General features: G+C 35.9%; 24 protein-coding genes. 15 read left to right on the top strand and 9 right to left on the bottom strand.

What is annotated here, in order from left to right; genetic code table 11:
• Positions 1-522, top strand: a complete 522-nt coding sequence (locus tag SACI_RS07895; RefSeq protein WP_011278467.1) for a DUF1955 domain-containing protein — start codon at positions 1-3, stop codon at positions 520-522.
• A gap of 4 nt (positions 523-526) precedes the next feature.
• Here the strand turns inward: SACI_RS07895 and SACI_RS07900 are convergent, their stop codons facing one another.
• Positions 527-1,963, bottom strand: a complete 1,437-nt coding sequence (locus tag SACI_RS07900; protein ID WP_011278468.1) for a DUF790 family protein — start codon at positions 1,961-1,963, stop codon at positions 527-529.
• Between the two features lie 33 nt (positions 1,964-1,996).
• Here SACI_RS07900 and SACI_RS07905 point away from each other — a divergent pair, with 33 nt between their 5' ends.
• Positions 1,997-3,328 carry a DEAD/DEAH box helicase family protein gene (locus SACI_RS07905; RefSeq protein ID WP_011278469.1) on the top strand — a complete coding sequence of 444 codons (1,332 nt, stop codon included), beginning with the start codon at positions 1,997-1,999 and terminating at the stop codon, positions 3,326-3,328.
• Positions 3,329-3,442: 114 nt separating this feature from the next.
• Entirely contained in the window at positions 3,443-4,270 is an 828-nt protein-coding gene (locus tag SACI_RS07910; RefSeq protein WP_230949784.1) for a winged helix-turn-helix transcriptional regulator, read from the top strand.
• Here SACI_RS07910 and SACI_RS07915 read toward each other — a convergent pair.
• The 3 genes from SACI_RS07915 to SACI_RS07925 are packed head-to-tail and all read right to left on the bottom strand — an operon-like array spanning position 4,257 to position 6,683.
• Positions 4,257-4,772 (bottom strand): hypothetical protein, encoded by a 516-nt coding sequence (locus tag SACI_RS07915; RefSeq protein ID WP_011278471.1) that lies wholly within the window; start codon positions 4,770-4,772, stop codon positions 4,257-4,259. The two genes, SACI_RS07910 and SACI_RS07915, sit on opposite strands and share 14 nt — an antisense overlap.
• Positions 4,769-5,173, bottom strand: coding sequence for a hypothetical protein (locus tag SACI_RS07920; protein WP_011278472.1), 405 nt, complete (start codon positions 5,171-5,173; stop codon positions 4,769-4,771). Before SACI_RS07920 ends, SACI_RS07915 begins: the two co-directional genes overlap by 4 nt.
• A 37-nt stretch (positions 5,174-5,210) precedes the next feature.
• Positions 5,211-6,683: a carboxypeptidase M32 gene (locus tag SACI_RS07925; protein ID WP_011278473.1), complete on the bottom strand. Its 1,473-nt coding sequence runs from the start codon at positions 6,681-6,683 to the stop codon at positions 5,211-5,213.
• A 94-nt stretch (positions 6,684-6,777) separates the two neighbouring features.
• Between SACI_RS07925 and SACI_RS07930 the strand changes: the two genes are divergently transcribed.
• A complete protein-coding gene (locus SACI_RS07930) occupies positions 6,778-10,236 on the top strand; it encodes an MMPL family transporter (protein ID WP_011278474.1) in 3,459 nt (1,152 codons plus the stop codon).
• Here the strand turns inward: SACI_RS07930 and SACI_RS07935 are convergent.
• Positions 10,220-10,825 (bottom strand): class I SAM-dependent methyltransferase, encoded by a 606-nt coding sequence (locus SACI_RS07935; RefSeq protein ID WP_011278475.1) that lies wholly within the window; start codon positions 10,823-10,825, stop codon positions 10,220-10,222. The two genes, SACI_RS07930 and SACI_RS07935, sit on opposite strands and share 17 nt — an antisense overlap.
• Positions 10,826-10,866: 41 nt before the next feature.
• Between SACI_RS07935 and SACI_RS07940 the strand changes: the two genes are divergently transcribed.
• Positions 10,867-12,345 carry an ABC1 kinase family protein gene (locus SACI_RS07940; RefSeq protein ID WP_011278476.1) on the top strand — a complete coding sequence of 493 codons (1,479 nt, stop codon included), beginning with the start codon at positions 10,867-10,869 and terminating at the stop codon, positions 12,343-12,345.
• 30 nt (positions 12,346-12,375) lie between these two features.
• On the opposite strand, the gene hsp14 is transcribed toward SACI_RS07940, so the two are convergent.
• Positions 12,376-12,756 carry an archaeal heat shock protein Hsp14 gene (gene hsp14, locus SACI_RS07945; protein WP_011278477.1) on the bottom strand — a complete coding sequence of 127 codons (381 nt, stop codon included), beginning with the start codon at positions 12,754-12,756 and terminating at the stop codon, positions 12,376-12,378.
• A 124-nt stretch (positions 12,757-12,880) separates the two neighbouring features.
• Between hsp14 and SACI_RS07950 the strand changes: the two genes are divergently transcribed.
• Positions 12,881-13,741 (top strand): (Fe-S)-binding protein, encoded by an 861-nt coding sequence (locus SACI_RS07950; protein ID WP_011278478.1) that lies wholly within the window; start codon positions 12,881-12,883, stop codon positions 13,739-13,741.
• Positions 13,741-14,907, top strand: a complete 1,167-nt coding sequence (locus tag SACI_RS07955; RefSeq protein ID WP_011278479.1) for an LUD domain-containing protein — start codon at positions 13,741-13,743, stop codon at positions 14,905-14,907. Before SACI_RS07950 ends, SACI_RS07955 begins: the two co-directional genes overlap by 1 nt.
• 46 nt (positions 14,908-14,953) lie before the next feature.
• Here the strand turns inward: SACI_RS07955 and SACI_RS07960 are convergent, their stop codons facing one another.
• Entirely contained in the window at positions 14,954-16,708 is a 1,755-nt protein-coding gene (locus tag SACI_RS07960; RefSeq protein WP_011278480.1) for a hypothetical protein, read from the bottom strand.
• Between the two features lie 273 nt (positions 16,709-16,981).
• Between SACI_RS07960 and SACI_RS07965 the strand changes: the two genes are divergently transcribed.
• From SACI_RS07965 to SACI_RS07980, 4 genes are all read left to right on the top strand, one after another.
• Positions 16,982-18,649, top strand: a complete 1,668-nt coding sequence (locus SACI_RS07965) for an MFS transporter (protein WP_011278481.1) — start codon at positions 16,982-16,984, stop codon at positions 18,647-18,649.
• The gene (locus tag SACI_RS07970) at positions 18,588-19,010 is read left to right on the top strand and encodes a MarR family winged helix-turn-helix transcriptional regulator (RefSeq protein WP_011278482.1); all 423 of its coding nucleotides are present in this window, start codon (positions 18,588-18,590) and stop codon (positions 19,008-19,010) included. The genes SACI_RS07965 and SACI_RS07970 overlap by 62 nt, the downstream gene beginning before the upstream one ends.
• Positions 19,011-19,272: 262 nt before the next feature.
• Positions 19,273-20,352, top strand: coding sequence for a hypothetical protein (locus SACI_RS07975; RefSeq protein WP_011278483.1), 1,080 nt, complete (start codon positions 19,273-19,275; stop codon positions 20,350-20,352).
• Between the two features lie 70 nt (positions 20,353-20,422).
• A complete protein-coding gene (locus SACI_RS07980; protein WP_011278484.1) occupies positions 20,423-20,899 on the top strand; it encodes a dCTP deaminase in 477 nt (158 codons plus the stop codon).
• A gap of 17 nt (positions 20,900-20,916) precedes the next feature.
• On the opposite strand, the gene SACI_RS07985 is transcribed toward SACI_RS07980, so the two are convergent.
• A complete protein-coding gene (locus tag SACI_RS07985; protein WP_011278485.1) occupies positions 20,917-21,456 on the bottom strand; it encodes a hypothetical protein in 540 nt (179 codons plus the stop codon).
• A 131-nt stretch (positions 21,457-21,587) separates the two neighbouring features.
• On the opposite strand from SACI_RS07985, the gene SACI_RS07990 reads away from it, so the two are divergent.
• Complete coding sequence (locus SACI_RS07990) at positions 21,588-22,415, top strand: SMP-30/gluconolactonase/LRE family protein (RefSeq protein ID WP_011278486.1); 828 nt, start codon at positions 21,588-21,590, stop codon at positions 22,413-22,415.
• A gap of 120 nt (positions 22,416-22,535) precedes the next feature.
• On the opposite strand, the gene SACI_RS07995 is transcribed toward SACI_RS07990, so the two are convergent.
• Positions 22,536-23,324 (bottom strand): M56 family metallopeptidase, encoded by a 789-nt coding sequence (locus tag SACI_RS07995; RefSeq protein ID WP_011278487.1) that lies wholly within the window; start codon positions 23,322-23,324, stop codon positions 22,536-22,538.
• Between the two features lie 480 nt (positions 23,325-23,804).
• On the opposite strand from SACI_RS07995, the gene SACI_RS08000 reads away from it, so the two are divergent.
• The 3 genes from SACI_RS08000 (at position 23,805) to SACI_RS08010 (ending at position 26,244) form a co-directional block, all read left to right on the top strand.
• Positions 23,805-24,482 carry a hypothetical protein gene (locus SACI_RS08000; protein WP_230937945.1) on the top strand — a complete coding sequence of 226 codons (678 nt, stop codon included), beginning with the start codon at positions 23,805-23,807 and terminating at the stop codon, positions 24,480-24,482.
• 34 nt (positions 24,483-24,516) lie between these two features.
• Positions 24,517-25,395, top strand: coding sequence for a tRNA (adenine(9)-N1)-methyltransferase Trm10 (trm10, locus tag SACI_RS08005; protein ID WP_011278489.1), 879 nt, complete (start codon positions 24,517-24,519; stop codon positions 25,393-25,395).
• Positions 25,396-25,608: 213 nt separating this feature from the next.
• Positions 25,609-26,244 carry a hypothetical protein gene (locus SACI_RS08010; RefSeq protein ID WP_011278490.1) on the top strand — a complete coding sequence of 212 codons (636 nt, stop codon included), beginning with the start codon at positions 25,609-25,611 and terminating at the stop codon, positions 26,242-26,244.
• Positions 26,245-26,287 lie beyond the last annotated feature (43 nt).

Here is a 26,287-nt window from a genome sequence, read left to right on the forward strand (position 1 = left end):
ATGACAACCATTAAGGCTGATACCCTAAAGAAATTAATGGATGCTAAGAAACTTTTATCTGATGGGATTATAGAAGAAGGTGATAAGATCATAAAGGAGCTAGCGAAGTCCTCTCCCAGAGATGAATATAATTGGTTTATATGCAACATAGTTGACACAATTAGTTGCGATACTCTGTTTGTAGTTTTGGAGGACATAGGGTCAAATTTTGATCTCTCCAAATGCCAAAATCTCAGGACTATCATAAATTGCGGTATTAAGTTAAACATAAACAGCAAATACTTTGATATGGCACTAGACTATTTAACTGCTCAAGGTAAGAAAGAGCAACTGGAAGATATCTCTAAAAACCTATTCAAATTGAATGAGCAACCTAAACCTGAGATCGTCATAAAGATAGCAAATGCTTTGAAGAAAATAGGTAGTACAAGGGAGGCTAACGATCTGATGAATGAGGCATGTAAAAGGGGAATTAAGGACGCCTGTGCAAGTGTGGTAGTGGGAACCACAAAGTGGACATGAATTTTTATTTCTTTACTACGACAGCGTCAGTTAAACCCCTCCACATTAACTTATAACCTAAGTAATCTATTACGTCAACAATGTAATCCCCATATTCCTTTTTTAGGTCTGATAACTTCCTTCCCTCTAGTTGATAGCTCTTTATCTTGTTTATTAAATCCTCTTTTACGTAGTAATTTTTTAAGAGGATATAACCTGGGAAGTTTTTCAGATTCTTCCTCAAATGCTCCAGCGGAAGGGAGAGCCTATTGGCTATCTCACTTACACTTACTACGTCACCCTCTATGGTATAGTCTATGTTATTCGGCAAGCTTTGTAGAAATTGTCTCTCATAATCTCTTAACCATTTGTACACTTTCATTACATCTATTTTTTTCTTGTATAGAATAATATTGGGAAGATCAATTTTACCATCAATTGAGAGCTCCTCATTTACCAGTAAAAGTAAAGGATTCTCGACGTCACTGACTTTCTCCAGTTTATTTTGAAGATACTTCTTAGTCCAAAATCCTACTATCTCTATGTAGACCTTTAACTTTCCCTTCTCAGCCACGAAATCAGGTAAGAAAATCTTATCCTTCACCACCAATGGTTCAGGTTCTCTAGTTATTTTCCAGTCCTTAAGTATACTAGTGAAGTCGTTGTAAAATTTTTCTTCAATACTACTATCGAATTTCTTCTCATCTATTTTAATCTCGCGGAGATTCTTCAGATTACTGGCTTCTAGCTTATATATCCTCTTCTTTAATTTACCTAACACTATTTCAGCTCTTATACTCCAATCTGGTGAAGAGACCACATATGGTAGTAGAACAGCAAAGTTCCTGCCGTACTTTTCATTCATTTTAACTAAAGTTGCAGGTCCAATAAATTCCAGTTCCAATGGTTCCTTGTATGCATAATACATTAGACCTAGTAGTTTTGCTCTCCATATGATTTCCTTCCAATTTGAAGATACTCTAATTGATAATCTGTATCCCTTGAATAGAAGAGTTTGTAATAAGGAGAGGTTGTACCATTTTATTAGCTCATCTGCTGAGATATTTGGTTTCTCTATTATCCTCTTCTCCTCATCAAGGTCTGAAAACATGTATCTAATTGGTTCTATGTTATACTTTTTCTTAATCTCCTCAATTACGTCTTCCTTTACCTTCTTATCAAAGACTGGTCCTCTACTGAATAATTCTCTCCTCAATATTGAAGGGTCAATCGGCGAGTCTTCCTCTAGACTTGTAACTCTAATTATGAGTCTTATAAGCCCCCTTACTAGCTTATAATCGTATATTTTTTCCAGATATTTAGCCTGTTCAATTACATTTCCTAACCTTTCTCCCTTTTGGAATAAATCTAATACCTCTTGTGCTATTTCAGAGTTATCAATGAATAAAGGAATAATTCTGCTTCCTTGAATTTTAAATCTCGCTAATTCCCACGGTAACACATTTATTCTTTGCTACAATATTAATAAATTGTCTTGGTTTATCTGAGGTATTACAAAGGTTTACTAATATCCGATGCTTATGCCCCAGGCTTAAAATGGGATGAGAAGTTACAGGGCTATATAAATTTCGCTTATAAATATAGAGATGTAAAGAAATATTTTCTAACTGAGGGTATAGAAGTTGTTGAAAACGTACTTGATCCGTTACCATTCCCGTTGATAAGGGAGAAGTCGTTAGAGCTCAGAGACTATCAGATGGAAGCAGTCAAGTCTTGGCTTAAGAACGGAAAAAGGGGAATAGTGATCTTCCCCACGGGTGCAGGTAAAACTATGGTAGGAGTAAAAGCTATTGCGCTTTTGAAGGTGTCTACTCTAGTCGTAGTTCCAACAATAGACTTAATGAACCAATGGGTTAGTATTATAGAGAGGCATCTAGATACTGAGGTAGGATCTATAGGTGGAGGAAAAGATGACTTAAAGGGAATTACAGTAATAACCTATGATTCAGCATACACCAGGGCAGAGGAACTCGGTAACAAGTTCCTTCTAATAATCTTTGACGAAGTTCATCACTTACCTTCAGAAGGGTATTCACTAATGGCTAAGATGTTTGCTTCACCATACAGGCTGGGTTTGACTGCAACTCCAGAAAGGGGGGACGGTAAGGAAGTTTTGTATCCAGAATTAGTAGGACCAATAGTTTACAAGAAGTCCTTAAAGGAGCTTTCAGGTAAGTATATAGCGGATTTTGAGATCATAAAAGAATATGTAGAGATGACCAGTGAGGAGAAAGAAAGGTATAAGGAGTTAAGAGGAAAATTAAAAGAATTTTTGAGTAGCAGAGGGATGAGATTGAACAGTTTAAATGACTTTTATAAATTAATCAGGTTAGCAAGCAAGGATAAGAAGGCTAGAGAGGCTTTATTGGCTTGGCATGAGTCCTTAAGATTAGCTGTAAACAGCCGAGCTAAAATAGAGAAATTGAGAGAGCTCTTAAGGGAATTCCACGATAGGAAAATTATAGTTTTTACACGAGATACGGAATTAGCTTATGATATTAGCAAGGAATTTCTCATTCCTGTAGTGACATATAAGACTTCCAAGGACGAAAGATTTGAAATATTGAGTAAATTTAAGGAGGGCAACTATAGGGTGATCGTGGCATCCACTGTCTTTGATGAGGGGGTTGACATTCCAGATGCTGAAATTGCGATAATTATGGGCGGATATGGCACAAAAAGGCAATTTATCCAGAGGCTCGGTAGGATATTAAGAGGTAGAGGCAAGAAGGCGTTGCTTATAGAGATAGTTACAAAGGGTACTGCGGACTATAGGTTAAGTAAAAGGAGAGAGTATAAATACTAATAACCTGTAATACTTTTCTTTGATAGACGTAAATAGTAGAGAAATTCTCTTTTAAGCAGTGTATCAAAAATTTGTAATAAAAAATATAAATATCATAGGATGAATAATATAATGATGGATTCAATAGATAAGAAGATACTGATTTACTTATTTAGAGATGGTAGAATTTCGCAAAGAAAGATCGCTGAAGAAGTGAAATTATCTGCTACCTCTCTTAATTATAGATTCAACAAATTAATAGAAGATGGAATAATAAAAAGCTTTAAAGTGCAGGTAAATCCTAATCTTTACGGAAAATATTATGGTTTTGTATCGTTCAAGAATTACAAGGATTTAGATTTTCAGTTCATCGATCTTAAAGTAAATTGTCTCGAAGATCTTAATGTTTACAGGTTAGTAGGAGATTCAACTGAGGATATTGAGGATAAGATATCTGTAATGAGCAAAGATCTAGGAGAGCCCCAAATGTCTTACATTCCACCACAGAACCCAATTATTCCTTCAGGTATAGACATAAAGATTGTCAAATCTGTTATAAAGAATCCAAGAATTGAAATAAGTGAAATAGCAAAAGACCTTAACTTACCTAGTAAGTCAGTCAACAGGAGAATAAATGTACTGACAAACAAAAATATGATAAGAATATATCCAATAGTTGACCTATCAAAGGCAGACTTAATAATGTTTGCCATATTTTCCAGTCACATAGATAGCCTAGATTTTCTAAAGACATGTAGCTTTACTTCTTTCAAAGATAATGGGAGGGGAATAGTAATCTGTATTACTGAAAACATTAGGACAGCTGAGAATTACTTCAAGAACGTGAGAGATATAGACAGAGAAGCAGAAATAATGGTTACAACTAGCTATGACATCAGAAATGAAGGTGCTCTGAGGGAATTAGAGAGGATCGAGTCTCAAACTTACTCTAAAGCCTTTTGACAAAGAAGTATGCTACATAGACTATTGTAGGGATAAAAGATATCCAAAATGCGATTGTAGGTTCTGACACAATTAGTAGTGATGCAGTTGTGTTACCTTGATGTATAGTAAATGTTTCTTGACCAAAAATAACGAAAGGATAATTAGCATAGTTGGGCAGTGCAAACTTTAAGACTAAATATGTGAGTATTGGATCAATTATATAAAGTACGGGTAGCCACGCCATTGTTGTGTATTTGTACTCCTGCTTCTTTCTAAAAATGTATATCAGGGCATATACTATGTTAACTATGACATAAATTCTAAATGCAGTAAGTAAAATATTTACTATATTTGCAATTATCACGTAAGAACCTAAGAACTCGACTCTTAAAAGGAATGGTGAATCATAGATATTTGCAATTCCCCCAGCACTATAATACCACCAAGATGTGGGAATAAGTGCAACTATAAGTGAAGAGATGTAGAACATAATGAGAGTCTTAAATCCCTTGAACATCATATTTTCACCGTGGAAGTGAAGGTGGTGTTTGCTAGTCTCATATAAATAGTAACGTTCTCGTTCTGATTTTCAACGTTATGTAGGAATCCCTCAGAATTTGTTATGTATATGGTAAATGTTCTATTAGTATTGGGCATTATTGCAACCTCATGTTCAAATTTCATATATTGTCCTGTAACATTCTGTATTATCATAGTTAAATTGAAGGGGTTATGAACTGTTAGATTGAGTTCATTATAACTGATAATTTTTACGCTGTAACTCAAAGAGGATGAACTCAACATACTTCGATATTCTTGAATCTGAGCTACTCCATTATTTATCGACCCTTGTATCTGAAAAAACATGGTAATAATGAAAATAACAGCCGCAATTAGACCTGCTATTTTTCCATAATTCATTAAAATACTAAAAAGAAATTTAGAGATAAAAATTTTGCTAGCTTTTCAAGTATTTATGCCTCAAATATAGTATTAACCCTTCTGGGTTATACTCTTCTCCAAATGTCTTTCTAAGTAAATCTTTAGGTGAATAGGTGGCACCATATTTATAGATTTTTTCCGTCATAATAGTTTTAATTTCCCCAATTTTTCCTTCTCTAAGTAGATTATATAGGTTTGGAGTCTTTGAGTATACAATTCCCGAGACTACGTTTCCTAATGTGTAGGCTGGGAAATAACCAAACCCACCGGTCCAATGAATGTCTTGTAGTGCTCCTTCCGCGTCATTCTTCGGTGTTATTCCGAGATACTTTTCCATCAATTCACTCCATAAGGACGGTATTTCATCAACTTTTATTTCTCCGCCGATCAACCTCTTTTCTATCTCATATCTGACTGCAATATGGAAATTATATGTAACCTCATCAGCGTCAACTCTAATGAAGCTTGGTCTGACGATGTTAAAGTATCTGTATATGTCGTCCTCGTTATATTTAGATAAGAAATCAAGGTTCTGCTTAAGTTTTGGATAAATTAGGCTTACGAACTCCCTGCTCCTCCCTATTATATTTTCCCAAAACCTGGATTGAGCCTCATGAATACCCATTGACACTCCTCCTCCTATAGGCGTCCCCTCAAGTTCTCTATCTATACCTAGCTCATAGATTGCATGTCCACATTCATGAACCACTGAGAATAAAGTGGATCTAAAATCCTTGCCCTCATATCTGGTAGTTATTCTAACGTCATCAGCAGATATTCTGACTGTAAATGGGTGAGCTGAAATATCTAATCTAAACTTTCCCTTGGGCATTTCTAGTATTTTTATTACCTCTTCATTAACGACTTTCATCCTACCTATATCGTATGAGACTTCTTCAAGTTCATGCGATTTAGGGAAGTAACCTTTTTCGCTTACTTTCTTCATAATATCGCTTAACTCAGGCAGTAGCCTGGAGAAGATTCTGTCTCCGTCCCTTATTGAAAATCCCTCTTCATTTAAATCCAATAGTGCATTGTAAGGGTGGTCTTCATACCCCCAATATTCAGCTATCTTAATTTGTAGATCTTTTATTTTCTCGAGGTAAGGTTTAAACATTGAGTAGTCTGACTTAGCTTTAGCCTGTCTCCACACTACTGTAGCTTCACTTCTAACTCTTTCAATTTGTTGAATTATTTCCAACGGTATCTTTGAATAATACTTGTAATCTCTTCCAAGAACTCTTAATATTCCTCTTTCCTCGTCGTTAAGCCCCTCCTTTCCTTCATATCTTTCTATTATTTTACCTAATTTTTGATATATTTCCCTTTTAATCTCACTAAAAGTTGATATGACTTCGCCTCTAGTCATGGCATCATCTTCCGGCATATAAGTCTCAATATCCCATCCCATTAGGGACTCAGCGTATTGTAGAGACCATAATTTCTTATACTCTGCCAAAAGTTCCTTTAGGTTTTCGAATCGTTTCATACAAAAGCACCTTCTCCATATAAATTGAAGTCTCGCTTATTATATACTCCTCATAAATAACAAATTTTTTAACGAAATCGATATATCTCATTATATGTTTCCTGGCTTAGCTAAGTTTATCGTAAATAAATGGTATGTTATCCTAGCTTTATGGATAGTTGTCATACTTATTTCTGCTCCATTCACTTCACTATTTTTCAAATCAGTATCATATCAAGTGTCCATATCAGTACCTGGTAGTACAGCTGAAAAGGCTGAAAATATAATTTCCCAGGATTTTAAGATATCTGGTGCTGCAGGATCCAACGGGGTGCTAATAGTTGAGGGTAACTATTCTCAATACGCTGGATTTTTCGCGAATTTAACCAGCTATAAGAATATTTCAGTGATTTCTTTCTACACCATTGAAAAAGATCTGCTGAACACAACTTTCTCCCAGTTAAGCCCTAGAGTAGACAATTTAACTAAAATTTTGCAAAACATCTCCTCTTCAGAGACGTCTTTAGAGAGCAAACTGCAGACACAGAGGCAGAATATAACAGGTGATATAAATAAATTAATGCTTCTTAGAAACGCTACAATAAAAATAGAGAACTCTTTCATTAATATTTCATACACTCTAAACTCTACCAAGGAGAAACTGGCTTTACTACACAGATCTATGGTAGAGAACTATACCACATTTGAAAATCTTAGAAAAGAGGAGCTAAACGTAAACTCCACTGCTACTAATATATCATATTTTCTTTATTATCCTGTAAGTTACTTTCTCGTTGCCTGGGAAGGTATCTATAATCAGACTCATAATACACAGTTAGCTAACCAGTATGCCTATAACCAAGTATACAATTCTTTATCAAGCCAGCAGGAAAAAGAGTACTTTAACTTATTTTACAGCTACTGGTCTTCAATACCTAATCCCCTTCCAAATTTACAGTATAATGCCCAAAAGTCTATTGAGAACGCAAGTGCAAAAATATTCAATTCAACTGAGTACCAATTTATTTCCTTCATGTTTAATTACATAAATATATCTAACTTTCTCAACAAGTCCTCTTATCAGACCTTTACAATAACCTATTTTGTTGAACTTTACCATGTTCCATATCAATTAGCCTACAGCCTACTTAATTACCCAGCTCTCCAAGTGCTGATAAGCATATATCATCAAAATACTGGCTTAAATGATTCGTTCCTGTTTGAGGTATTTAATTCTACTAACTTTAGTGAACTTGCATATCAGCTTATAACCTCAAATTTGAACACTTCAGAAAAAGAATTCGTCACTCAGGTTTACTTAAATCAAACTAAATCTCCAAACGAGTTTGCCGTTTCCTATATTTCTCAAGCCTATAATATATCTCAAACGACCATAAGTGATATTCTTAATTTCAACTCTACAGAGGATTACCTGAATTACATTGCCCAACAAGCTTCAAATGAGAGCAAGATTCCTCAGTGGTTTTTCATTTCGCTCTACAAGTTTGGAAATATAACAAACCTAACCGCATACCTCATATCCACAAATCTAGGAAAGCTTCAGCCATTAATATCAAGTAGTAACCTAACTACGAACGAGTTTGCTCTCCTATTACAACAGAAAGATGTAAATTACAGGCTACTTGCATCACAGCTTATAATAAATTATGCTAATTTCTCGCCAATACTTACGGTCAACAGAACACTATTAGTAAATGATATTGCAAGTAATGTAAGTTATTATGATGTCATAAAGTCTGGCAATTATCCCATATATCCTATACAGAACATAACTAAGAGCATTATAGGCAATAACTTACTGTTACTTTTCCTAAAGTCAGATGCAAAGAAAGGAAACGTTACGTACAACGAGTTAGTGCAATTTCAGCAGTACGTGAATAACTATACACACTTAAATACTGTCCTTACGGGCGGTGAACCAATTTCACATCAACTTAGTGGAATAGCTTCAACTGCATATTCAGTAGCTATTCCCGTTGGAATTGCCTTAGCTATTATTCTTGCAGGAGTTTACTTCAGATCTGTAATAGCTGCTTTCATGCCGCTTACGATATTTCTCTCAGCCTATCTCGTAGCGTCGGTGCTTCTGTATTTGGTCGCAATAAAACTTTTAGGTCTTCAGCTAAGTTTTCTGACCCCCAGCGAAGTCTTATTACTTGCTCTTGGTTTAGGTACAGACTATGTCGTCTTTATATCCAGTAGATATGTTGAAGAAAGAAAGAATGGTAGAGATCAACGTGATGCAGTTTATGATGCAGTAAGATGGGGAGGAAGAGCTGTTACCATAACTGCGTTTATTGTAATCTTGTCCTTCCTGTTTATATATATCTATAGAATACCATTCTTTTCTGACACTGCAATATCAAATATGGTTGGTGTCGTGATAGTATGGTTAGTCTCAATAACACTTTATCCTTCCATACTTAGAGTTGCGGGAGATAGGTTATTTTACCCAAGGAAATTCGGTAATAGCTTAAATGACGGTAAAAGGCAAGCAAAAGAGAAACCACTAATAGTAAGTAAGAAGCCCCTCATTATTGTTGGCGTTATAACAGCTATAGTTTTAATCTCTGCAATATATGCTGCCTCTACACCACTAACCTTAGATGTATTATCATTGTTGCCAAGTTCACAAGCCACTTCAGGAGTTAGAATATTGAGTACTCAGTTCACATCTGCCAATATCTTCCCAATATATGTGGTTATACCGTATAATAGCACATTTGATCAAAACGCCTACAACTTTACAGTCAGCTTATATAATAAGTTTATGAGTATTCCGGGAGTTACTAGTGTTAATTCACCTGTATCTCCATATGGATACATTGTTAATTATAACCAGTTGAATAATTACAACTACACCCAGTATTTTTCAAATAACTACATATTATTTGAGATTAATCAGAAATATGATCCTTTCTCAACTCAGGCATTTAATGTAGTAAAACAGGTTGATAAAATAGTAGGAAATTCAGGTTATGTTGGTGGTGGACCTGTTGATGATTATAACATTTACAGTTTCGTAGAGGGTAATTTTGGACTAATAGTTGTGGAAATTTCTGTAACCATGTTTGTCATATTGTGGATAATAACAAGAAGCCTTTCTGTTTCGGCTACAATAATATTTGTAATTTTATCAGCAGTAGCAATAACGTTAGCCATTCAAAGGCTAATCTTCTCATCAATCTTAGGTTTCTCCATATTTGCAGTAGTTCCATTGTTCTTAGTAGCCATAATAATAGGTATTGGTATGGACTATAACATATTCCTGGTGGCTAGAATTCATGAAGAACTCGAAAAAGGTAATGACATGGGATCTGCAGTGGAGGTTGCCGTAAGGAGACTATGGCTTACCATAGCGTTTCTTGGACTAATATTTGCGGGAACATTGGGATCACTAATGTTAGTTAATGCACCAATACTTCAAGAACTAGGATTCGCATTTGCTATAGCGGCAATACTGGAGACAACCCTTTTATGGAGTCTGTTAGCTCCCTCCCTGTTACTATTACTATATAGGAAATTCAAGATAAGACCTAAGATGATTGTTTAGAAACCTCTACACATACATAAGAGCCCGAATCATCATATCTTATCTCATAAGTTTTTTCCTTTTCACTCAATAACGTACTTTTAACGCTTACTATATTATAATTGGATAAAAGAGCGTAAAGTTCCTTTTTGCTAATAAACCTAGCCTTAGAGTAATATCTGTGTCCCCTTTTTCCTAACTCTTCGTAATACTTACCCAATTCTGAGTCCCTGGGTATAAAACATGCCACAAGCCTTTCTTTAGTAACTCTCATTGCCTCATCTATGAATTTTCTTACATCGTCAACAAAACAAATTGTTAACGATATAAAAACACAGTCAGTAGCGTTATCCCTTAGCGGAATATCTGAAACATCAGCCAGAATCCTATCTTCACTTTTATCCACTTCATTAAGCATTAGTAGTGAAATATCGATAGATATCTTTCTCCCATTAATTACTTCATGGAATGTTCCAGGACCAGATCCAAGATCAATGCAGTTTTTTAACTTAAAGGACTGGACTAGTTTCCTTTCACTTTCATACAAGTCATTATGTTTAACGTACCAGTTCTTGTAACCTACAGGGTCTGTAAATATGTTATCATCCATATCATTATTATTTAAAATACCCTTGACTAAATATTTTTAAAGTGTTTAGAACACTAAGTGTCATTATCAAGTTATTACCAAGAGTTATAAAGATAAGAAATTATAGAAATGCAATTCTAAATAATGAGCAAGTGGACGAGAAAGAAATGGAGAAAGAGGCTGAAAAATTTGTGGACACACTGATATCTCTTGGTCCCATTTTCATAAAGTTTGGTCAATTATTGTCAGTTCACTCAGACATTTTACCACAACCTTATCTCAAGGCTCTCAGCAGACTTCAAGACGACGTGGACCCTCCATCATGGGAGGAAATTAAGAAAATTCTTGAGGAAGATTTAGGCAATAAACTGAATGAATATGAGATAGACCCAACACCTATATCCTCTGCAAGTATAGGTGTAGTCTACATAGCTAAGAGGAAAAAGGACGGAAAGTTAGTTGTGATAAAAGTAAATAGACCTAACATAAAGGAGATGGCTGATCAAGACATAAGCGTTCTGAAATCATTAGCACCACTTACGAAATATGTATTTGACGAGTCTTTCTATGAAAGTTTCAAAGTTCTTGTCGATAATTTCGGAAAGAAAATATATGAGGAGATGGAATTCACGATCGAGGAGTTTCACATGAAAAAGATAAGAGAGGAGATGTCTGACTATCCCTGGATTAGAATTCCAGAACCCTACTTAGCTACAAAGAGGGTGTTGATTATGGAGTACGTTAAGGGATATAAGGTGACTTCTGAAGAGGCTAAGAGAATTATGAGGGCGCCTGATTTGTCATATATGGTTTTCAGGACTTTTATGGTAATGCTCTTGACAAAGGAGTATTTTCACGCTGATCCTCATCCGGGAAATATAGCATTAGACGAAAAAGGTAATCTAATTCTATATGATTTTGGAATAGTTGGTAGGATGGACAGAGATACGAGACTTAGATTATTGAGGGCTTACGGAGCTTTACTTAGATTTGATAGTATAGGGCTCGTGAAGGTTTTAGAGGAATTAGGGGCAATACAGCCAGAGGCTGATAGGGAAATACTAGCCAAAGGGATAGGGCTATTTTTGGAACAATTTCAAGGTATAACACCTGAGACTCTGGAAGTTGAACAATTCCTTGAGGCTACAAATGAGGTATTCTATAGGTTTCCACTAAAGATACCTGATAAACTGGCAATCTACATTAGGATGACCTCTATTTTAGGCGGAACATGTACAAGAATTGATCCTGAGTTTAATTTCTTTCTGAACTTACAGAAGCTTGTTGAAGAGGAGGGATTACTATTTGAGGCTATGATTAATGACATGAGGAGTACTATAAGCTCAGCCATTCAGAAGTTTAGGTTATCCTTGCTGGAGAAACCTATACCGTTAAATAAAAAGAGTACAAGTGAAAAAATATCTAGATACTTGTCGTTCTCCTTCATAGTCATAGCCCTTTTGACATATCTCTATGACAGAAACTCAATTCTTCCTCTTCTCATAGCCATAATTGCGCTTGTAATAATCATGAATAAGTAATAAAATTGGATTATTATTATTTTTTCTACATTATTCGATCTTAATTGCTGATACGCCCGCTATAGGTATCCTTATTGTGAGAACTCCATTCTCGTACTTACCTGCGACTTCCGCGTCCTTAGCTACATTAATGGGTAGTTTTATTGTCCTCCTTATGTATTTTGGTCTCTGCGTTAGATACTTTATACCAGGTTCACTTATCTCCCTTTCTGCCTCTATTATCAGCTCATTCTGTCCAGATATTCTAGCTTTAATCTTGTCTTTATTGAAACCAGCTAAGTCAGCTACAACTATCAGATATCCCCCTTCCTCGTACATATCTACAGGAGGATATACTAACTCATAGAATCCTCTATTTAGCTGTTCTATTCTTCTTCCCAACTCTTTTTCAATTACATATGTGAAGCTCATCTTCTACCCCTCCTTCTCCTTAATAGTGCTACTAAAAGTCTATAAAGCATGTACCACCTAATTAGTCGTCTCATAAGTATTAATACTATTACTAGTTTTTATACCTTGTTTCTAAATATTTAATGTGTTAGGGAAAATTATTTTACAAAACCTTGAGAAATACGATTTTCCCTATAACATAGATAAAAAAATATGTTCTGGCTGGGCTAGTGATCTACCTAAGGGCGGGGAAACTATCCTGTTTACCTCATGTATGCACCAGACAGCTAGCTTAAGTGATACATTTTCAAGAACCATACCTTTAGCTGAAAAAGTGCCCTCACTATCTGTTTTTGCAAAACTTATCAAACCAAATAAGGAGCAGTTAGAAAGGTCATATAAAGTTCTCAGGAATATAGTAAGTCTACTGAAGAAGAATGGAGTGAATTTTGGATATCTTTATGAAGAGGAACCTTATAGCGGGGCAATCCTTTTAGAGTTAGGGTACCTCAACGAGTTTGGTATCCATGCGGAGAGGGTAACTAAATTCCTCAAAGAGAAAGGAGTGAAGAGGATAATAACTGTAGATCCCCATACCCATAATGCACTAAATAGGTATAGCGAGTTCACTAAGTTCGATATTGAGGTTGTAAATTACTTAGAGCTTATTAAGGATGCCAAGATAAAAACGGATGTCAGTTTTGTGATTCATGACTCGTGCTTATACTCCAGGTTTCTAGGTTTACGAGACGTCTACAGGCAAATTCTAACCAATGCTGGAGGAAAGATTGTGGAAGATTTAATGGTAACCAGTAAAGAGGTCTCCTATTGCTGTGGGAGTCCAATAAAACCAGTAAACCATGAATTAGGGGAGAAAGTTGCCAAGTCAAGAGTGGAGCAATTGAAGAAATTAAGTGACAACATACTTGTAGTATGTCCTATGTGTTACGCTAATTTATCGAAATATCACAATAAAATATATGATTTAGCTGAGGTGGTGGAGTGATGAGTGAATGGGAAATAGCAGTGAATAGGGCAATAAACAATAATGTTCCTAAAGTCTTCCAGATTCTAAACAAATATCCTTACATATTGGAGCTCGCAAAGAAATTAAGGGAGGCTAAACTTCAGGTTCTGTCTAACCCTGAAAAATACATTGAGGAGACAATAAATTCAGTAAAGAGGATAGGTGGAAATGCGTATTTTGTAAGGGACGCAAATGAGGCTAGAGAAGTGATTTCTAAGATAGTTGGCTCTGGCAAAAAGGTGGTAATGGGTAAGTCAATGGTCGCTTATGAGATAGGGTTAAGGAAACATCTTCAATCAATAGGTAACGAAGTGTGGGAGACAGACCTAGGTGAGTTTCTAATTCAACTTGCTGATGAGCCACCCTCTCATATACTTGCTCCAGCAGTCCACATGACAAAGGAGAGAATTGCTAAACTAATAAGGGAAAAGCTACATGTAGATGTGGACGTGAATTCCTCCCATGAAGAATTAGTTGCCAAAGTTAGGGAGTTCCTAAGGGAGAAATTTGTAAAGGCTGATGTGGGGATAACTGGAGCCAATGCTGTAGCCGCTGACACAGGTTCGGTTATATTGGTGGAGAATGAGGGAAATATAAGAATGAGTAGTGTTCTACCAACTGTTCACATAGCTGTGGCAGGAGTAGAGAAGATAGTTCCTACATTCTATGATGCGCTCACTGAAGCTACAGTTCAGGCAGCTTTTGCAGGTCTGTATCCTCCGACCTATATCAATGTGTCCTCTGGTCCAAGTTCTACAGGGGATATAGAGATGAAGAGAGTTAGTCCAGCCCATGGTCCAAAAGAATTCCATTTAGTTATTGTAGATAATGGCAGGATCCAAATCTCTAAGGACGAGATTTTGAAGGAGACTCTTTTGTGTATCAGGTGTGGTCGCTGTCATATGCATTGCCCCGTATATAGGGTGGAAGGAGTTGACTGGGGAGATCCACCATACACTGGACCAATGGGTGCAATGTGGTCTTATGCAGTTTATAGGGATACTAAACCAGCTATGTATTGCATGCATTCAGGTAATTGTAAGGAAGTGTGCCCAATGAAAATTAACATTCCTAGAGTTCTAGAGAGGATAAAAGCAATAGGAAACGGAAGTGTTAGAGATGGTGACGGATATAGAAAGAAATAAGAAATATTATACTACCTTTAATCAAAAAATAGGCAGAAAAAACTTATTATTTTCTCCTTAAGAGCAGGGCAACTACTCCTATCACTATGATTATCACTATGACCGCTAATACAATATAGAATGTATTATTAGATGACTGAGAAGAGCTTTGAGGTGGTGTTGTGCTACTAGATCCAGAGTTAAGTGGAACTCCTGTACCGCTAGGTGTAGATTGAGTGCTGGAACTACTCGAATTAGTTTGAGAAGTACTTGAAGAGGAGGTTTGTGTATTAGACTGAGTTGTCGTCCCTGTTGAAGTCTGTTGAGGCTGACCATAAACCACATAGTAAGTTGTTGCAGGATCATCAAATACTACAACACTGCCGTTGACTATGAAGTAATTCTCTGAATTTAGTTCTATCCAACTTCCATTAACTTCCTTATATACAGCCACATTGCCTTGTCCACTTACACTAACGTTAAAGATTATGTATCCTGTCTTGTTCTGAATGTCTACCCTTTCAGCAGAATACTGAGATCCATTAATGTTCACATAAGTCTGTTGTACTGTTTTATTTACTACAGGTTTGACGCCTAAAGTTGAGTTAGCTGATGTTAATACTATAACTTTTTCCGTGTTATTTATAGACAGGGAAGCCAAAATTCCCTCAAGCTGTTGATTTAGTACAACCTTGTGTGACAAATGTACGTCTGCAGTCGAAGAAACTTGACCACTTGCATTTGCGACTACAACTACTGTGTTATTTCCAATTTCAGTCTCGCCCACATACTGGGGGTGTTGAAGTGAATTAACTCCTTTCACTGTAACTATCTTTAATTCTGTCATGTAGAGATTCAGGCTGTGTCTAGACACACCTAAGGACGAATACGCAGTACCATTTATACTGGCTAAGTGTACATAACCTATTACTGTTCCATTGACACCATAAAACTCTATGGTCTCGAAGTTAGTGTTTGCGTTAATAACCGAAGATAGTTCCACATTTAACAAGTTAATTCCAAATTTGATATTACCTAATCCCTCTCCTTTCCACACTAATGCAGGTACATATGTTCCATTGAAGTAGGCAATTGTTGCATTAACGCTATTACTCTTTGCAGTCACAGAGGTATTTTCATTATAGCTCATGTTAAACTGAACAGGGGCATATCTTCTAGGTAAGTTGAATTGAACAGTTATTTTTCCCTGGCTCTCCTGTTGGATTGATGTGCTAATTAGTTCTCTCAAAACTACACTCACATGTTCTGTAACAGTTTCATTTGCCTTCACATTAAAGGTTAGTTGTGATATTGATGTACCGTTGGCGAACTGTAATATCACGTTTCCAGAGCCATTTATGTATGCATGTGTATCAATAGTAGCGGTACCATTAGTTATTCCTGACCACACCAGTTGAGAATGAGATGAAGAGTTTACTATAACTCTGATGAGGTAAGGTATCTGACTATTTATGATAAGTTCCATGTCTGGTTTTGCTGTAATGCTTATGTTACCTGAATACGTTTTGTAAGTATCTGAAAACTCTAATAAATAAGAGGTTTCATTGTAAGTGATCCTTGTTGCGCCGTTAGTTTGGTTACTTAAAGTTGTGTTATATAGGGCTGAGGTTGCTATTAGAGATGTAAAAGTTGCGTTAGTGAGTAAACCTGTGTAGTTGGTGTTTATGTAAATACTTCCATATCTCTGATACATTATATTTAATGTTGTGTTATTGCTGGAAGGTGTTGCGTCTACACTCAGGGCTATTATACCCGCCAATGAAAAAAACAGAAGGGTTAGATATATTATGGCATTTTTCATGAGGTGCTCGTAAGGGCTCTACATGAAAATTACTTTTAAGCTTTTTCGATATAGTAATTTCATATATATTTAAATAGATTTAATTCTATTTAAAAGACTGAGTTTAAAAATCGAAATATCATCCTTTGTTCTAAAAGTCTTTCCGAAGAATATTTAATATTTTCATATATGTTAAAATTTATAATGATTGAATTCATGACTATGATAGGATTTAAGTCATTATATGAAATAGATTTAAATTAGTCTTGAGAAAATGTTCATTACCGAACGAGAATGGAGAAAAAGTGGATTGCTTTAACAAATACTAGTATAGGAATCTTCTTAGCCTTTGCAAACTATAATATGATAATATTAGCTCTACCAACCATATTCTCTTCCTTAAACTTTAATCCGACATCACCAGGGGCGTTGGACTACCTCCTTTGGGTGATATTAGGTTACATGATTGTTACTTCATCATTGGTAGTTACAATGGGTAGGATCTCAGATATGAAGGGTAGAGCAAGACTATACATGATTGGATTTCTAATATTTTCCATTTCCTCGGGTCTCTTGGCAAGTGTTGTAAGTCCTGGCGCGGAGGGCATAATGGAGATCATCTTGTTGAGAATTGTTCAGGGGATAGGTGGCGGTTTCCTCATGGTGAACAGTGCTGCGGTATTAACTGATTATTTTCCGAAGAGTGAACTAGGAAAAGCTTTAGGATTAAATCAGGTCTCAGGACTAGTCGGTAATGTAGTGGGTCTAATATTGGGAGGAATTCTAGCTACAGTGAACTGGCGCTATATTTTCATCTTCGATCTAGTAGTTGGTATAGCTGGTACATTATGGAGTTATAGGTCACTAAAGGATGCGCAAAAGCCCATCTCACAATCTTTAGATGTTATAGGTACCACGTTGTTTGGAGTTGGTATAACTGTTCTCTTAGTCTCGGTAACCTACGGTATAACGCCTTATGGCAACCAAGAATTAGGCTGGGGAAATCCTTTTGTAATTGCAGGAATAGTTTCATCCCTTGTTCTAATTGGAGTCTTTCTGTTTATCGAGAGTAGGATTAAGAATCCAATGTTTGATTTGTCACTATTTAAAATAAGGGACTTTTCGATAGGTAATTTCACCAATTTTGTAGTGTCCCTTACTAGACAAGGTATACTGTTAGTGCTCCTAGTCCTATTACAAGGCATTTGGCTTCCTCTACATGGTGTAGCATATGCCGATACTCCTTTTTGGGCGGGGATATATCTTATTCCAAACGTACTAGGTTTCGCTGTGTTTGGTCCAATAAGTGGAATATTATCGGATAAATATGGTTCTAAGCTTTTCACCAGTCTAGGTCTGTTTCTTAGTGCTATAGGTTTCTTCTTGTTATCAGAATTACCTTATAACTTTGACCCATGGGAATTCTTTGTAATAACCTTTATTATGGGTGCAGGGATGGGTCTTTTCTCCTCACCTAATATGGCAGATATCATGGCTTCAGCTCCTGTGGAAAAGAGAGGTATAGCATCTGGTATGAGGGCTTCATTACAAAATACTGGGTCAGCGCTAAGTGTAGGTGTATACTTTAGTGTGATAATTACAGGAATGGCAGGAAGCTTAGACAACTCTTTATCATCTGCTCTTCTTGCCCATGGTATCAATCTGAGTATAAATATACCAGCATCTGTCGCAATATTCTCTGCCCTACTGGGTTACGACCCATTGGCGTCAGTTACCTCGAATTTATCTCCCTCATTAGCTCATGTAATAGACAGTCCACAATTCTTCGTCTCTGCGATAGCTCCTTCCTTTATGTCAGCTTTTAGGTTAATGCTATATATTTCCACTGCATTATTAATATTGTCAGGAATATTGTCACTTATAAGAAAGGGTGTAAGAGTTGGAACAGTGGGAAGTAATATTAAGAGGACACAAGAAACTGAGGAAGTTACTTCAGAATGAAGCAGAGAAGCTAGGTTTAACTTATACTGATGTTCAAGTACTATATTCTCTAAGCTCTGGTGAGAAGAATGTTTCTACGTTAGCTAAACTAGTGGATGTCAACAAGTCCACTATGGTTGAGGTTTTAGACAAATTAGAGAAGATGGGTTACATAAAAAAGAGTAAGAATGAACAAGATAAGAGAGTGGTCATAATTAAAGTTACAGAGGAAGGGCTGAACATCTTAACTCAAGTGAGGACAAGGTATAAGGATCTCATTTTAACATTACTAGACAAGGTAGAAAATAAGGAATGTGTATTAGCATTCTTTAATGCGATAATTGATCAAGCAGAAAAGCAAAGCCTCTCTACTCTTGCTTAATTGTACTCTAAATTTTATGATAATCCATTTTAGTCAACATTTATAGTTATATAGGTCTAAGTCTTTTAGTCAACATTTATTACTTCTCATAGTATAATTGGAGTTTATTTATTTAAGTTATGAGTCTATTTTAGTATAGTTAATATGGGTTTGCTTGTAGTATCCTATACCCAACTCTAAAGTAAATTTTTAAATCATTTGGACTAAATATAATATAGAGAGAGTGAAATGACCAAGGTTGAGGTGATTAAAATTGAGATCAGTGAGCCATGCGGTCGTAAGCTGGACTCTCTGGAGTCTAGCGCTATATCTCACACTTCCCTATCTTTCTTCTGCCATCGAACACTCAATTAATAATCCACTTTTTGTGGGTCCCTTTTACATAATCTCCTCAGGTATTGGTAGTCTAAGTTTATTAGCTCTTGAACGTCACGTGAAACTGCTATCAACTATAGGGTTAGCACTTTCAGGCATAGGACTGTTAATGATAGGAGTAGATGCTAATCAGCTCCTGACCATAATTGGCTTTATCTTTTACAACCTATATTGGCTTTCAGTTCCAATTTTCTACTATTTGCTGTCTGAAGAGGAGGGCTCTCTAACTAAGGCATGGTCTATATCGATGGTCCCTGCAATAATAATGCCAGTAATCGCTGGGATATTGATAAGATGGGGAGAAATAATTATATTTATACTAGGAGGTTTGCTTCAGTTAACCTCTTCAATAATATTAATCTTAGTTAAACATCGAATTGATGAGGACCATATGGTTGGTTATGACGTTGGGATTCCTAAAAATGTAATCTTTGTAGTCCTTCCGCTCTCTATAGTAATGCCGTTTCTCTACTTAGATGTGAGAGAGTCTTTGATATGGGTGATTTACTCCTCGGGGCAAATCCTAGGTATTTTAATGTCGTGGTTTTTGTGGAAGTCTAAAAACGCCATAATGTTATCTTTGATAATATTCTCAGGGATAATATTCTCAGTATTTTCACCTATAGGTATATTGTTTTACGGATCATCAGAAGCCTTAGTTGCATTGGGAATAGAGAAGTCGAGACCAAGTCTAATGAAGCATGCGATAAAAGTTGCTCTCACAGAAGCCTTGGTTTGGACTGTTGGATATGCAGTAGGTTCATTACTATACTACATATCAGGTTTCCTTCCATTTATCTACTCTTCTCTGGTATCGTTGATATTAGCGATGATAATTGGCTTATTCAGTTCATTGACCTTTAACAGTGTAATTAGCAAAAATCCGTTAAAGAATACAATTCCCTTCAAAATTGTAAGATATCTAACATTACGTGAGGGAATATTTCCATATTTTAAAATCTCGTAGTTTTTAAAATTCAGGACTTTCTGTATAAGGTAAAAAGCCTTTTTTCTCTTTCCAACTAATCTTATAATTTATGCTTCCCCATCAACACATAAAGCAACTACTTGATAAGGTCTTACGAAATTACTCCATTGATAATATTAGGGAAAATGGTTATGATCTTAGGATATGTGGTGAGAAGTACTATGAGGTACTCGGAGACGCAGAACTTCCCAATAAGAGAAGTAGTCTGAGAGAGTTTAGATTTGACGACTTTGCAGAATTAAAACCGCTTAAAACTTATTTATTTGAGTCTTGTGAGGAGTTTGACATGCCAAGTGACCTAGCTGTTCTAATAACATTAAAGAGTACTATGGCTAGGAACGGGTTCTTAGCACCTCCCACTGTCATTGATGCGGGATACAAGGGGAAAATAGCGATTGCGCTAACTCCAGTTTACAGTACAAAACTTAAGAAGGGAATGTCAACTCACCACCTCATCTTTCTCAGATTAGATGAGCCTTCCTCAAAAACATATTCAGGAAAATATCAGGGTGGAGTTATACTGTAAGAGAATAGTGAATATGTTCAGTAAGCCACTTTCACTGTCAACTTAACCTTATACTTTCGTCCAGGCTTAGTTATCTCATACTCAACTTTTACATTATTGCAGTTATAAACGTTCTTTATCATATCATATCCTAGACTTGTGGTGTCTTTCGTACAGTATTCCCTATTTATTCCGATATTTGAAAGAAATTTATCCACTTTCTCTTCTACTTCATTTAAAGAGGAAGCGTAAAATTCAGTATTTATCGTATTACCAGATATCGTAGTAGTCGTTATATTGTTTGTGAAGAACATAAGGGACAATACGGATACTGCTACACCAGCTATGGTAAACACGATTATGAGTAGAGTGAAGATGTTCCCAAAGAAGGATATCCGTAGAAAATAAACAAGTGAAAGATATACTACTGACGAGACAACATCACAGATTGCCAGTGATATTAGCCCTCTCCTAAACTCTCTTTCCAGCATTGCAGTAACGAAACCTAATATAAAAGGTCCTAATAACGGAATCCACCATACTGCAACTGCTAAGGGTAATTCATACTTTAACTTCATATGGATTCTTAGTAGTAACTCGCACTTTTTTAAATATGGGTATAAATTTTTCTTGGTAAGTTCTATTAGTGTAACGTGGTTAAAGATTTACTTTTAAATTGTAAAACAAAAATGAATGAGGTGATAAACTAATGATCAGGATATTTAATCAGAAGGGGAAATTGTATGAAGGTCCTATATGGGCATATAACTCATTGTACTTCGTTGATATACCCAAGGGAGAATTGCACAATCTGAAAGAAGATGGCACACATTGGGCTGTAAAATTTCCAACTTATGTTAGTTCATTACAACCTACTAAAAGAGGTGGCATAATAGTCACTGCAGGAAACGGATTTTACTTAGTAAAAGATAAGGATCAAATCTCCTTATTATATGAGGTTAAAGACTGGGATTCTAGGAACAGGTTTAACGACGGAAAGTGTGATCAGATGGGAAGATATTGGATAGGGACAATGAATTTAGAGGAGAAGTATCCTACAGGTGGTCTATTTGTACTTGACCTTGATATGAAATTTAGGAGAGTTTTAACAGATGTTACCATATCAAATGGATTAGCGTGGAGCCTAGATAATAAGTATCTGTACTATATTGACTCCCCAACTAGAAAAATATTCAAGTTCAAATTTGACCTGGAGAGAGGGGACATATCACAGAGGGAGGTTCTTATAGATCTCAAAGAATACGAAGGAGTCCCAGATGGTATGACCATTGATAGTGAGGGAAACTTGTGGGTTGCTTTATATGGAGGAGGAGCGGTCTTGAGAATTGATGTGGAAAAGAGAAAGGTAATTCAAGAGCTGAGATTACCTGCCCCAAGGGTCACTTCAGTCATCTTTGGTGGGAGTAATATGGATACATTATTCATCACAACAGCTAACGATCACCCTGATGGGGGATTTGTTTACTCTGAAAGAGTTGATGTAAAAGGAGTAGAGACCTATTATTGCGGATTCTAAGAACGTAAAAGTGGCATAAAGTAATATTTCACTTAAGATCTTTGTTTATTAGCCTGTAATGAAGACCGATGAAACAAGATTAAACGTGTTTCAGGTCAGAGCATGGTCTGTATTCATCACTTATAGGGTTTTGATAAACTTAGAGATATACTTTAACCTTTCAGATAATGCAGGATGAGTGGAGAAGATAAAGCCTTTCTTATCATCCCTTAGTATTGTCTCCTTAGCCAGCGTTAGGTCTACCTCGGAGTAGTCCCTGATTATTTCATGAGGTAGAAATCTACTCAGATAACCTATTTTAACTAGTGCATTAGCCAGATTTAATGGTATCCAGTTAGTCGTTCTACATGCCTTTATATCAGCGTTTTTCTCTAAAAGCCTATGAACAGGGAACAACAAAACTACACCTATAACTAGTTCAGATAATCCTAGTAGTGGGTTGTAATTCGCTATGTAGATGTAGAATGTGTTAACAATTAAAACATATATTAGCTGTATCTCAATATCTCTGTTTTTGATGTGGTGTAACTCATGTAATAGAACAGAAATTAACTCTCTATCGTTAAGTGACTCTAACAACCCCCTTGTAACTATAACATTGTAAGATAGGAAATTACCTAGTACGAAGGCATTAGGCTTACTAGAGTTTATCTCGTGTAACTTTATCTTCTTCATTTGTACCAATGCTAACGCGTATTCGAATTTCCTTAATACGTCCTCATTTTCTACCTTTTTTGACTTTATTACCCTGAGTAATATTCCAGGAGAAATTATATACCACAAGAAGAGAATAAATATTACTCCGATTATCTCTATGTAGAACAATGGAGGAACTAGAAAGTAGATAGTTAAGATCATTGCAAAGAGAATTATGATGGTTGCTAGATGATATCTCCACCATAGGTGCATTGTAATTTTTACCACTCATAAACTTATAAGAGTTAATAAAAAGAAAACACGTATAATCTAGTTTACGTGAAGTTACGTGAACTGAAATAGAGGGAGAGTAACACACCATTTTATTCTTCCTGATACAAAGGGTATGTTGATATTATAGCAGAAACTAGGTTCACCCGTCACTATTAACGATATGAGGATAGCCTCGCCATTTATGGCCGGGAGGAAGTCAGCTCAATAACTCTGTAAAGGATTTGGATTAACCACATTAGGGCACGTAGCATTTATGTTTAGTTATTCATAACTCTTAAGCTAAGTACTAATTAGAGAAAATATTTTTAGTATGTTAATAAAAATAATATTAGTATTTCGAAAAAGTACACAATCTAAAAATAGTTCAGTTGTTCAAGTTTTTTAGTAAAATGTGCTAATATCAGTGTAAAAATAATTTTGCATAATGTTTATTAATATTCTCTGCATTATCTACTAGAATTGAGGGATCTCGATATTAGAGAGGTATCAACAATGATAAATGTGAAGAGGGTAGACCTTACTAAGGTTAGTGGTGAGATCAGATTCTTAGTGATGAAGACATTACTAACCGCAAAACCCATAGTTGTGTTTAGGACCCATGAAAAAGGTAAAAAAATTATAGTGGAACTTTGTGAGATTTTAGACTTCCCCTACAGAGAGGAGTTAGAGGAGGAAAAGGGGATATCGCTAATAGAGATTAAGAGAGAAATGGAGGTCTCTGATGCTATAACTGATAAAGTTAGTGTGATAGCCAATTTTAGTCCCTCAGGAATAGCCAATAGACTAACGAATCCTTCCATATTACTCTCTTTCATTCCTGAAATTCGAGGTATAAAGGACGTAAGTCCTAGTTATTACTTCTTCACCGTGAATTGGCCTAATAAAATAACAGTCCCCTTTGTGTTACATAAGATCAAGGGTTACGGACCTAAATATATTATTAGGTATTTAGGGTATACTAAGTCATTAACACGTACATTTCTTTTAAAGATTGACTTTACAGTATCCAAAAATTCTAAGGGAAGCAAAATAGAGATGACGGAGAGTTACAAGGGCTCCTTCATGTTTCTAGCAGACGACAAAATAAAGAAACACATATCTCTATTTAAAGAGAAACTACATAGTATCCTGTTTTAGCTTTTTATCCATGTTAACTCTTATTTAAATAGAGTTGACACTTGCAAAGGTTTTTTCGCAAAAATTAAGAGAACTGGGCATATCAAGCATTTACATTGGTCATGAGAGACCATCGTTACAGTCATTGGCTATCAAGATGCTCCTTAAAAACTACGGACTTGTAGAGGAAAGAAGGGAAGGTATGCTAATAACTCAGGATCATGGTATTAAGTTGATCAGTGGCAAGGGAACCGAGACCTCCAGATATACCTTTCGTAAGGGGGGTAAGAAAGTAAGTATTCATTTACCTGAGTATCCTAAGATGGTAATCGATTTGGGTCTGTTTGAGTTTTTAAACGAGGAGGAAAAGGAAAAGACTTTACTTCAAGTAGACTTGTGTCTAAGTGTAATAAGGAAATTTCTATGGGACGGTAATTTAACAGTAGTGGGAAAAGCTGATTACGTGTTAGGTAGGGCTAACATTGTTCAAAGTTTGAGTTTAAGTGATGAAGATAACCCAGTTATTCTTGATCCTTACGGTGATGTTGTAGCCACAGACCAGATACTGAGGGATCATAACGTTTTTGTAATAGGTGGTATAGTGGACAAGGGAAGAAGGTTAGACAGGGCTACAGAGAGGTTAGCCTTGAGCAGAGGATATAGCTTTCCAAGGGTAAAGATCCAATTGAGAGGTAGCATAATAGGAGTTCCTGATGAAATAAATAAGATACTTGAAATAATTCTGAGGGTAAAAGAATTAGATCAGAGCTTAGAGGAGGCTATAATCTCTCTTCAATCTAAGTCGGATAAAATATCAAGGCTTTTACATGATGTTCAACTATATGGAATGGAAGTTCTTGAGGAGGAGGCGAGATGGTTGAGGGCTGATGATAAAGTTATTGAGATAGTGAGAAGTAGACTGGGAAAAAATTGATACTAATATTTTCGCAAGCTAAGAGCTTTGATGAACACTTTTTAAAACATTTTTGATTGGTCTGCTTTTTATTAAATTATGTGTCAATAAGAAATACTCCTAAAGACTAGTGAAGAAGGAAATATCTTTAAAAATTAGCAAAACTTATATATCGTCTAATGTATACACTAAATACATAAAAATATCTTCACGAGATTGAAAGGTGTTCCTTTTATGCTAAATGTGAAAGAGGTTGATCTGACAAAAGTTGATGGTGATAAGAGATTCGCTATACTTTCAGCTTTTTTGACTGTTAGACCAATTATTCAGCTTAAAGCTGATGACGACGACAGTATAGTTAGAATATTTGAACTATGTCAGCTACTGAGTTATCCTTTTAAAGAGAGCGTAGGCGAGGACGGTGTGACCACTTTTGAGATTAGGAGGAAGAAAGATTTACCTAAAGACTTGCCCAGTTCTATGACAGACGTTACTGTACCATTTAAGCCTGAAAAGATTGCGTCCAAACTGGGAACTCCAACTATTCTCACCAGCTTTATACCTGAGTTAGTAAGTGTAAGAAGAGTAGCCCCAAAGTCATATATGTTTAAGATAAAGACTTATGGAGAAATTCCCTTTGTAATTTATAAGGTAAAGACTCCAACCCCACGTTATATTATACGTTATTTTGGCTATGATACCAAGTTGTTCGGTCAGTTCTTGCTGAGAATTGAGTTCGTAATCTCTAAAGCTAAAGGCGGAAGTAGGGTTGTTATGACCGAAACGTATAAGAGAGCGTTTGGTGCTGAGGGCGCAATAAGAAAACATTTGTCACTGTTTAGAGATAAGATGAGTTCAGTTCTTTTCTAAGAGATTTCTGCAGACGTTCTATCCTATGATAAATTCAAAAGCT

The sequence above is a fragment of the Sulfolobus acidocaldarius DSM 639 genome (genome assembly GCF_000012285.1).
In the GTDB taxonomy this organism is placed as follows: Archaea; Thermoproteota; Thermoprotei_A; order Sulfolobales; family Sulfolobaceae; genus Sulfolobus; species Sulfolobus acidocaldarius.

What these genes read in the sequence shown, in the direction of transcription:
- SACI_RS07895 (WP_011278467.1), top strand. Translation starts at nt 1, where the DNA reads ATGACAACCATTAAGGCTGATACCCTAAAGAAATTAATGGATGCTAAG.
- SACI_RS07910 (WP_230949784.1), top strand. Translation starts at nt 3,443, where the DNA reads ATGGATTCAATAGATAAGAAGATACTGATTTACTTATTTAGAGATGGT.
- SACI_RS07915 (WP_011278471.1), bottom strand. Translation starts at nt 4,772, where the DNA reads ATGATGTTCAAGGGATTTAAGACTCTCATTATGTTCTACATCTCTTCA.
- SACI_RS07920 (WP_011278472.1), bottom strand. Translation starts at nt 5,173, where the DNA reads ATGAATTATGGAAAAATAGCAGGTCTAATTGCGGCTGTTATTTTCATT.
- SACI_RS07925 (WP_011278473.1), bottom strand. Translation starts at nt 6,683, where the DNA reads ATGAAACGATTCGAAAACCTAAAGGAACTTTTGGCAGAGTATAAGAAA.
- SACI_RS07930 (WP_011278474.1), top strand. Translation starts at nt 6,778, where the DNA reads ATGTTTCCTGGCTTAGCTAAGTTTATCGTAAATAAATGGTATGTTATC.
- SACI_RS07935 (WP_011278475.1), bottom strand. Translation starts at nt 10,825, where the DNA reads ATGGATGATAACATATTTACAGACCCTGTAGGTTACAAGAACTGGTAC.
- hsp14 (WP_011278477.1), bottom strand. Translation starts at nt 12,756, where the DNA reads ATGAGCTTCACATATGTAATTGAAAAAGAGTTGGGAAGAAGAATAGAA.
- SACI_RS07955 (WP_011278479.1), top strand. Translation starts at nt 13,741, where the DNA reads ATGAGTGAATGGGAAATAGCAGTGAATAGGGCAATAAACAATAATGTT.
- SACI_RS07960 (WP_011278480.1), bottom strand. Translation starts at nt 16,708, where the DNA reads ATGAAAAATGCCATAATATATCTAACCCTTCTGTTTTTTTCATTGGCG.
- SACI_RS07965 (WP_011278481.1), top strand. Translation starts at nt 16,982, where the DNA reads ATGGAGAAAAAGTGGATTGCTTTAACAAATACTAGTATAGGAATCTTC.
- SACI_RS07980 (WP_011278484.1), top strand. Translation starts at nt 20,423, where the DNA reads ATGCTTCCCCATCAACACATAAAGCAACTACTTGATAAGGTCTTACGA.
- SACI_RS07985 (WP_011278485.1), bottom strand. Translation starts at nt 21,456, where the DNA reads ATGAAGTTAAAGTATGAATTACCCTTAGCAGTTGCAGTATGGTGGATT.
- SACI_RS07990 (WP_011278486.1), top strand. Translation starts at nt 21,588, where the DNA reads ATGATCAGGATATTTAATCAGAAGGGGAAATTGTATGAAGGTCCTATA.
- SACI_RS07995 (WP_011278487.1), bottom strand. Translation starts at nt 23,324, where the DNA reads ATGCACCTATGGTGGAGATATCATCTAGCAACCATCATAATTCTCTTT.
- SACI_RS08010 (WP_011278490.1), top strand. Translation starts at nt 25,609, where the DNA reads ATGCTAAATGTGAAAGAGGTTGATCTGACAAAAGTTGATGGTGATAAG.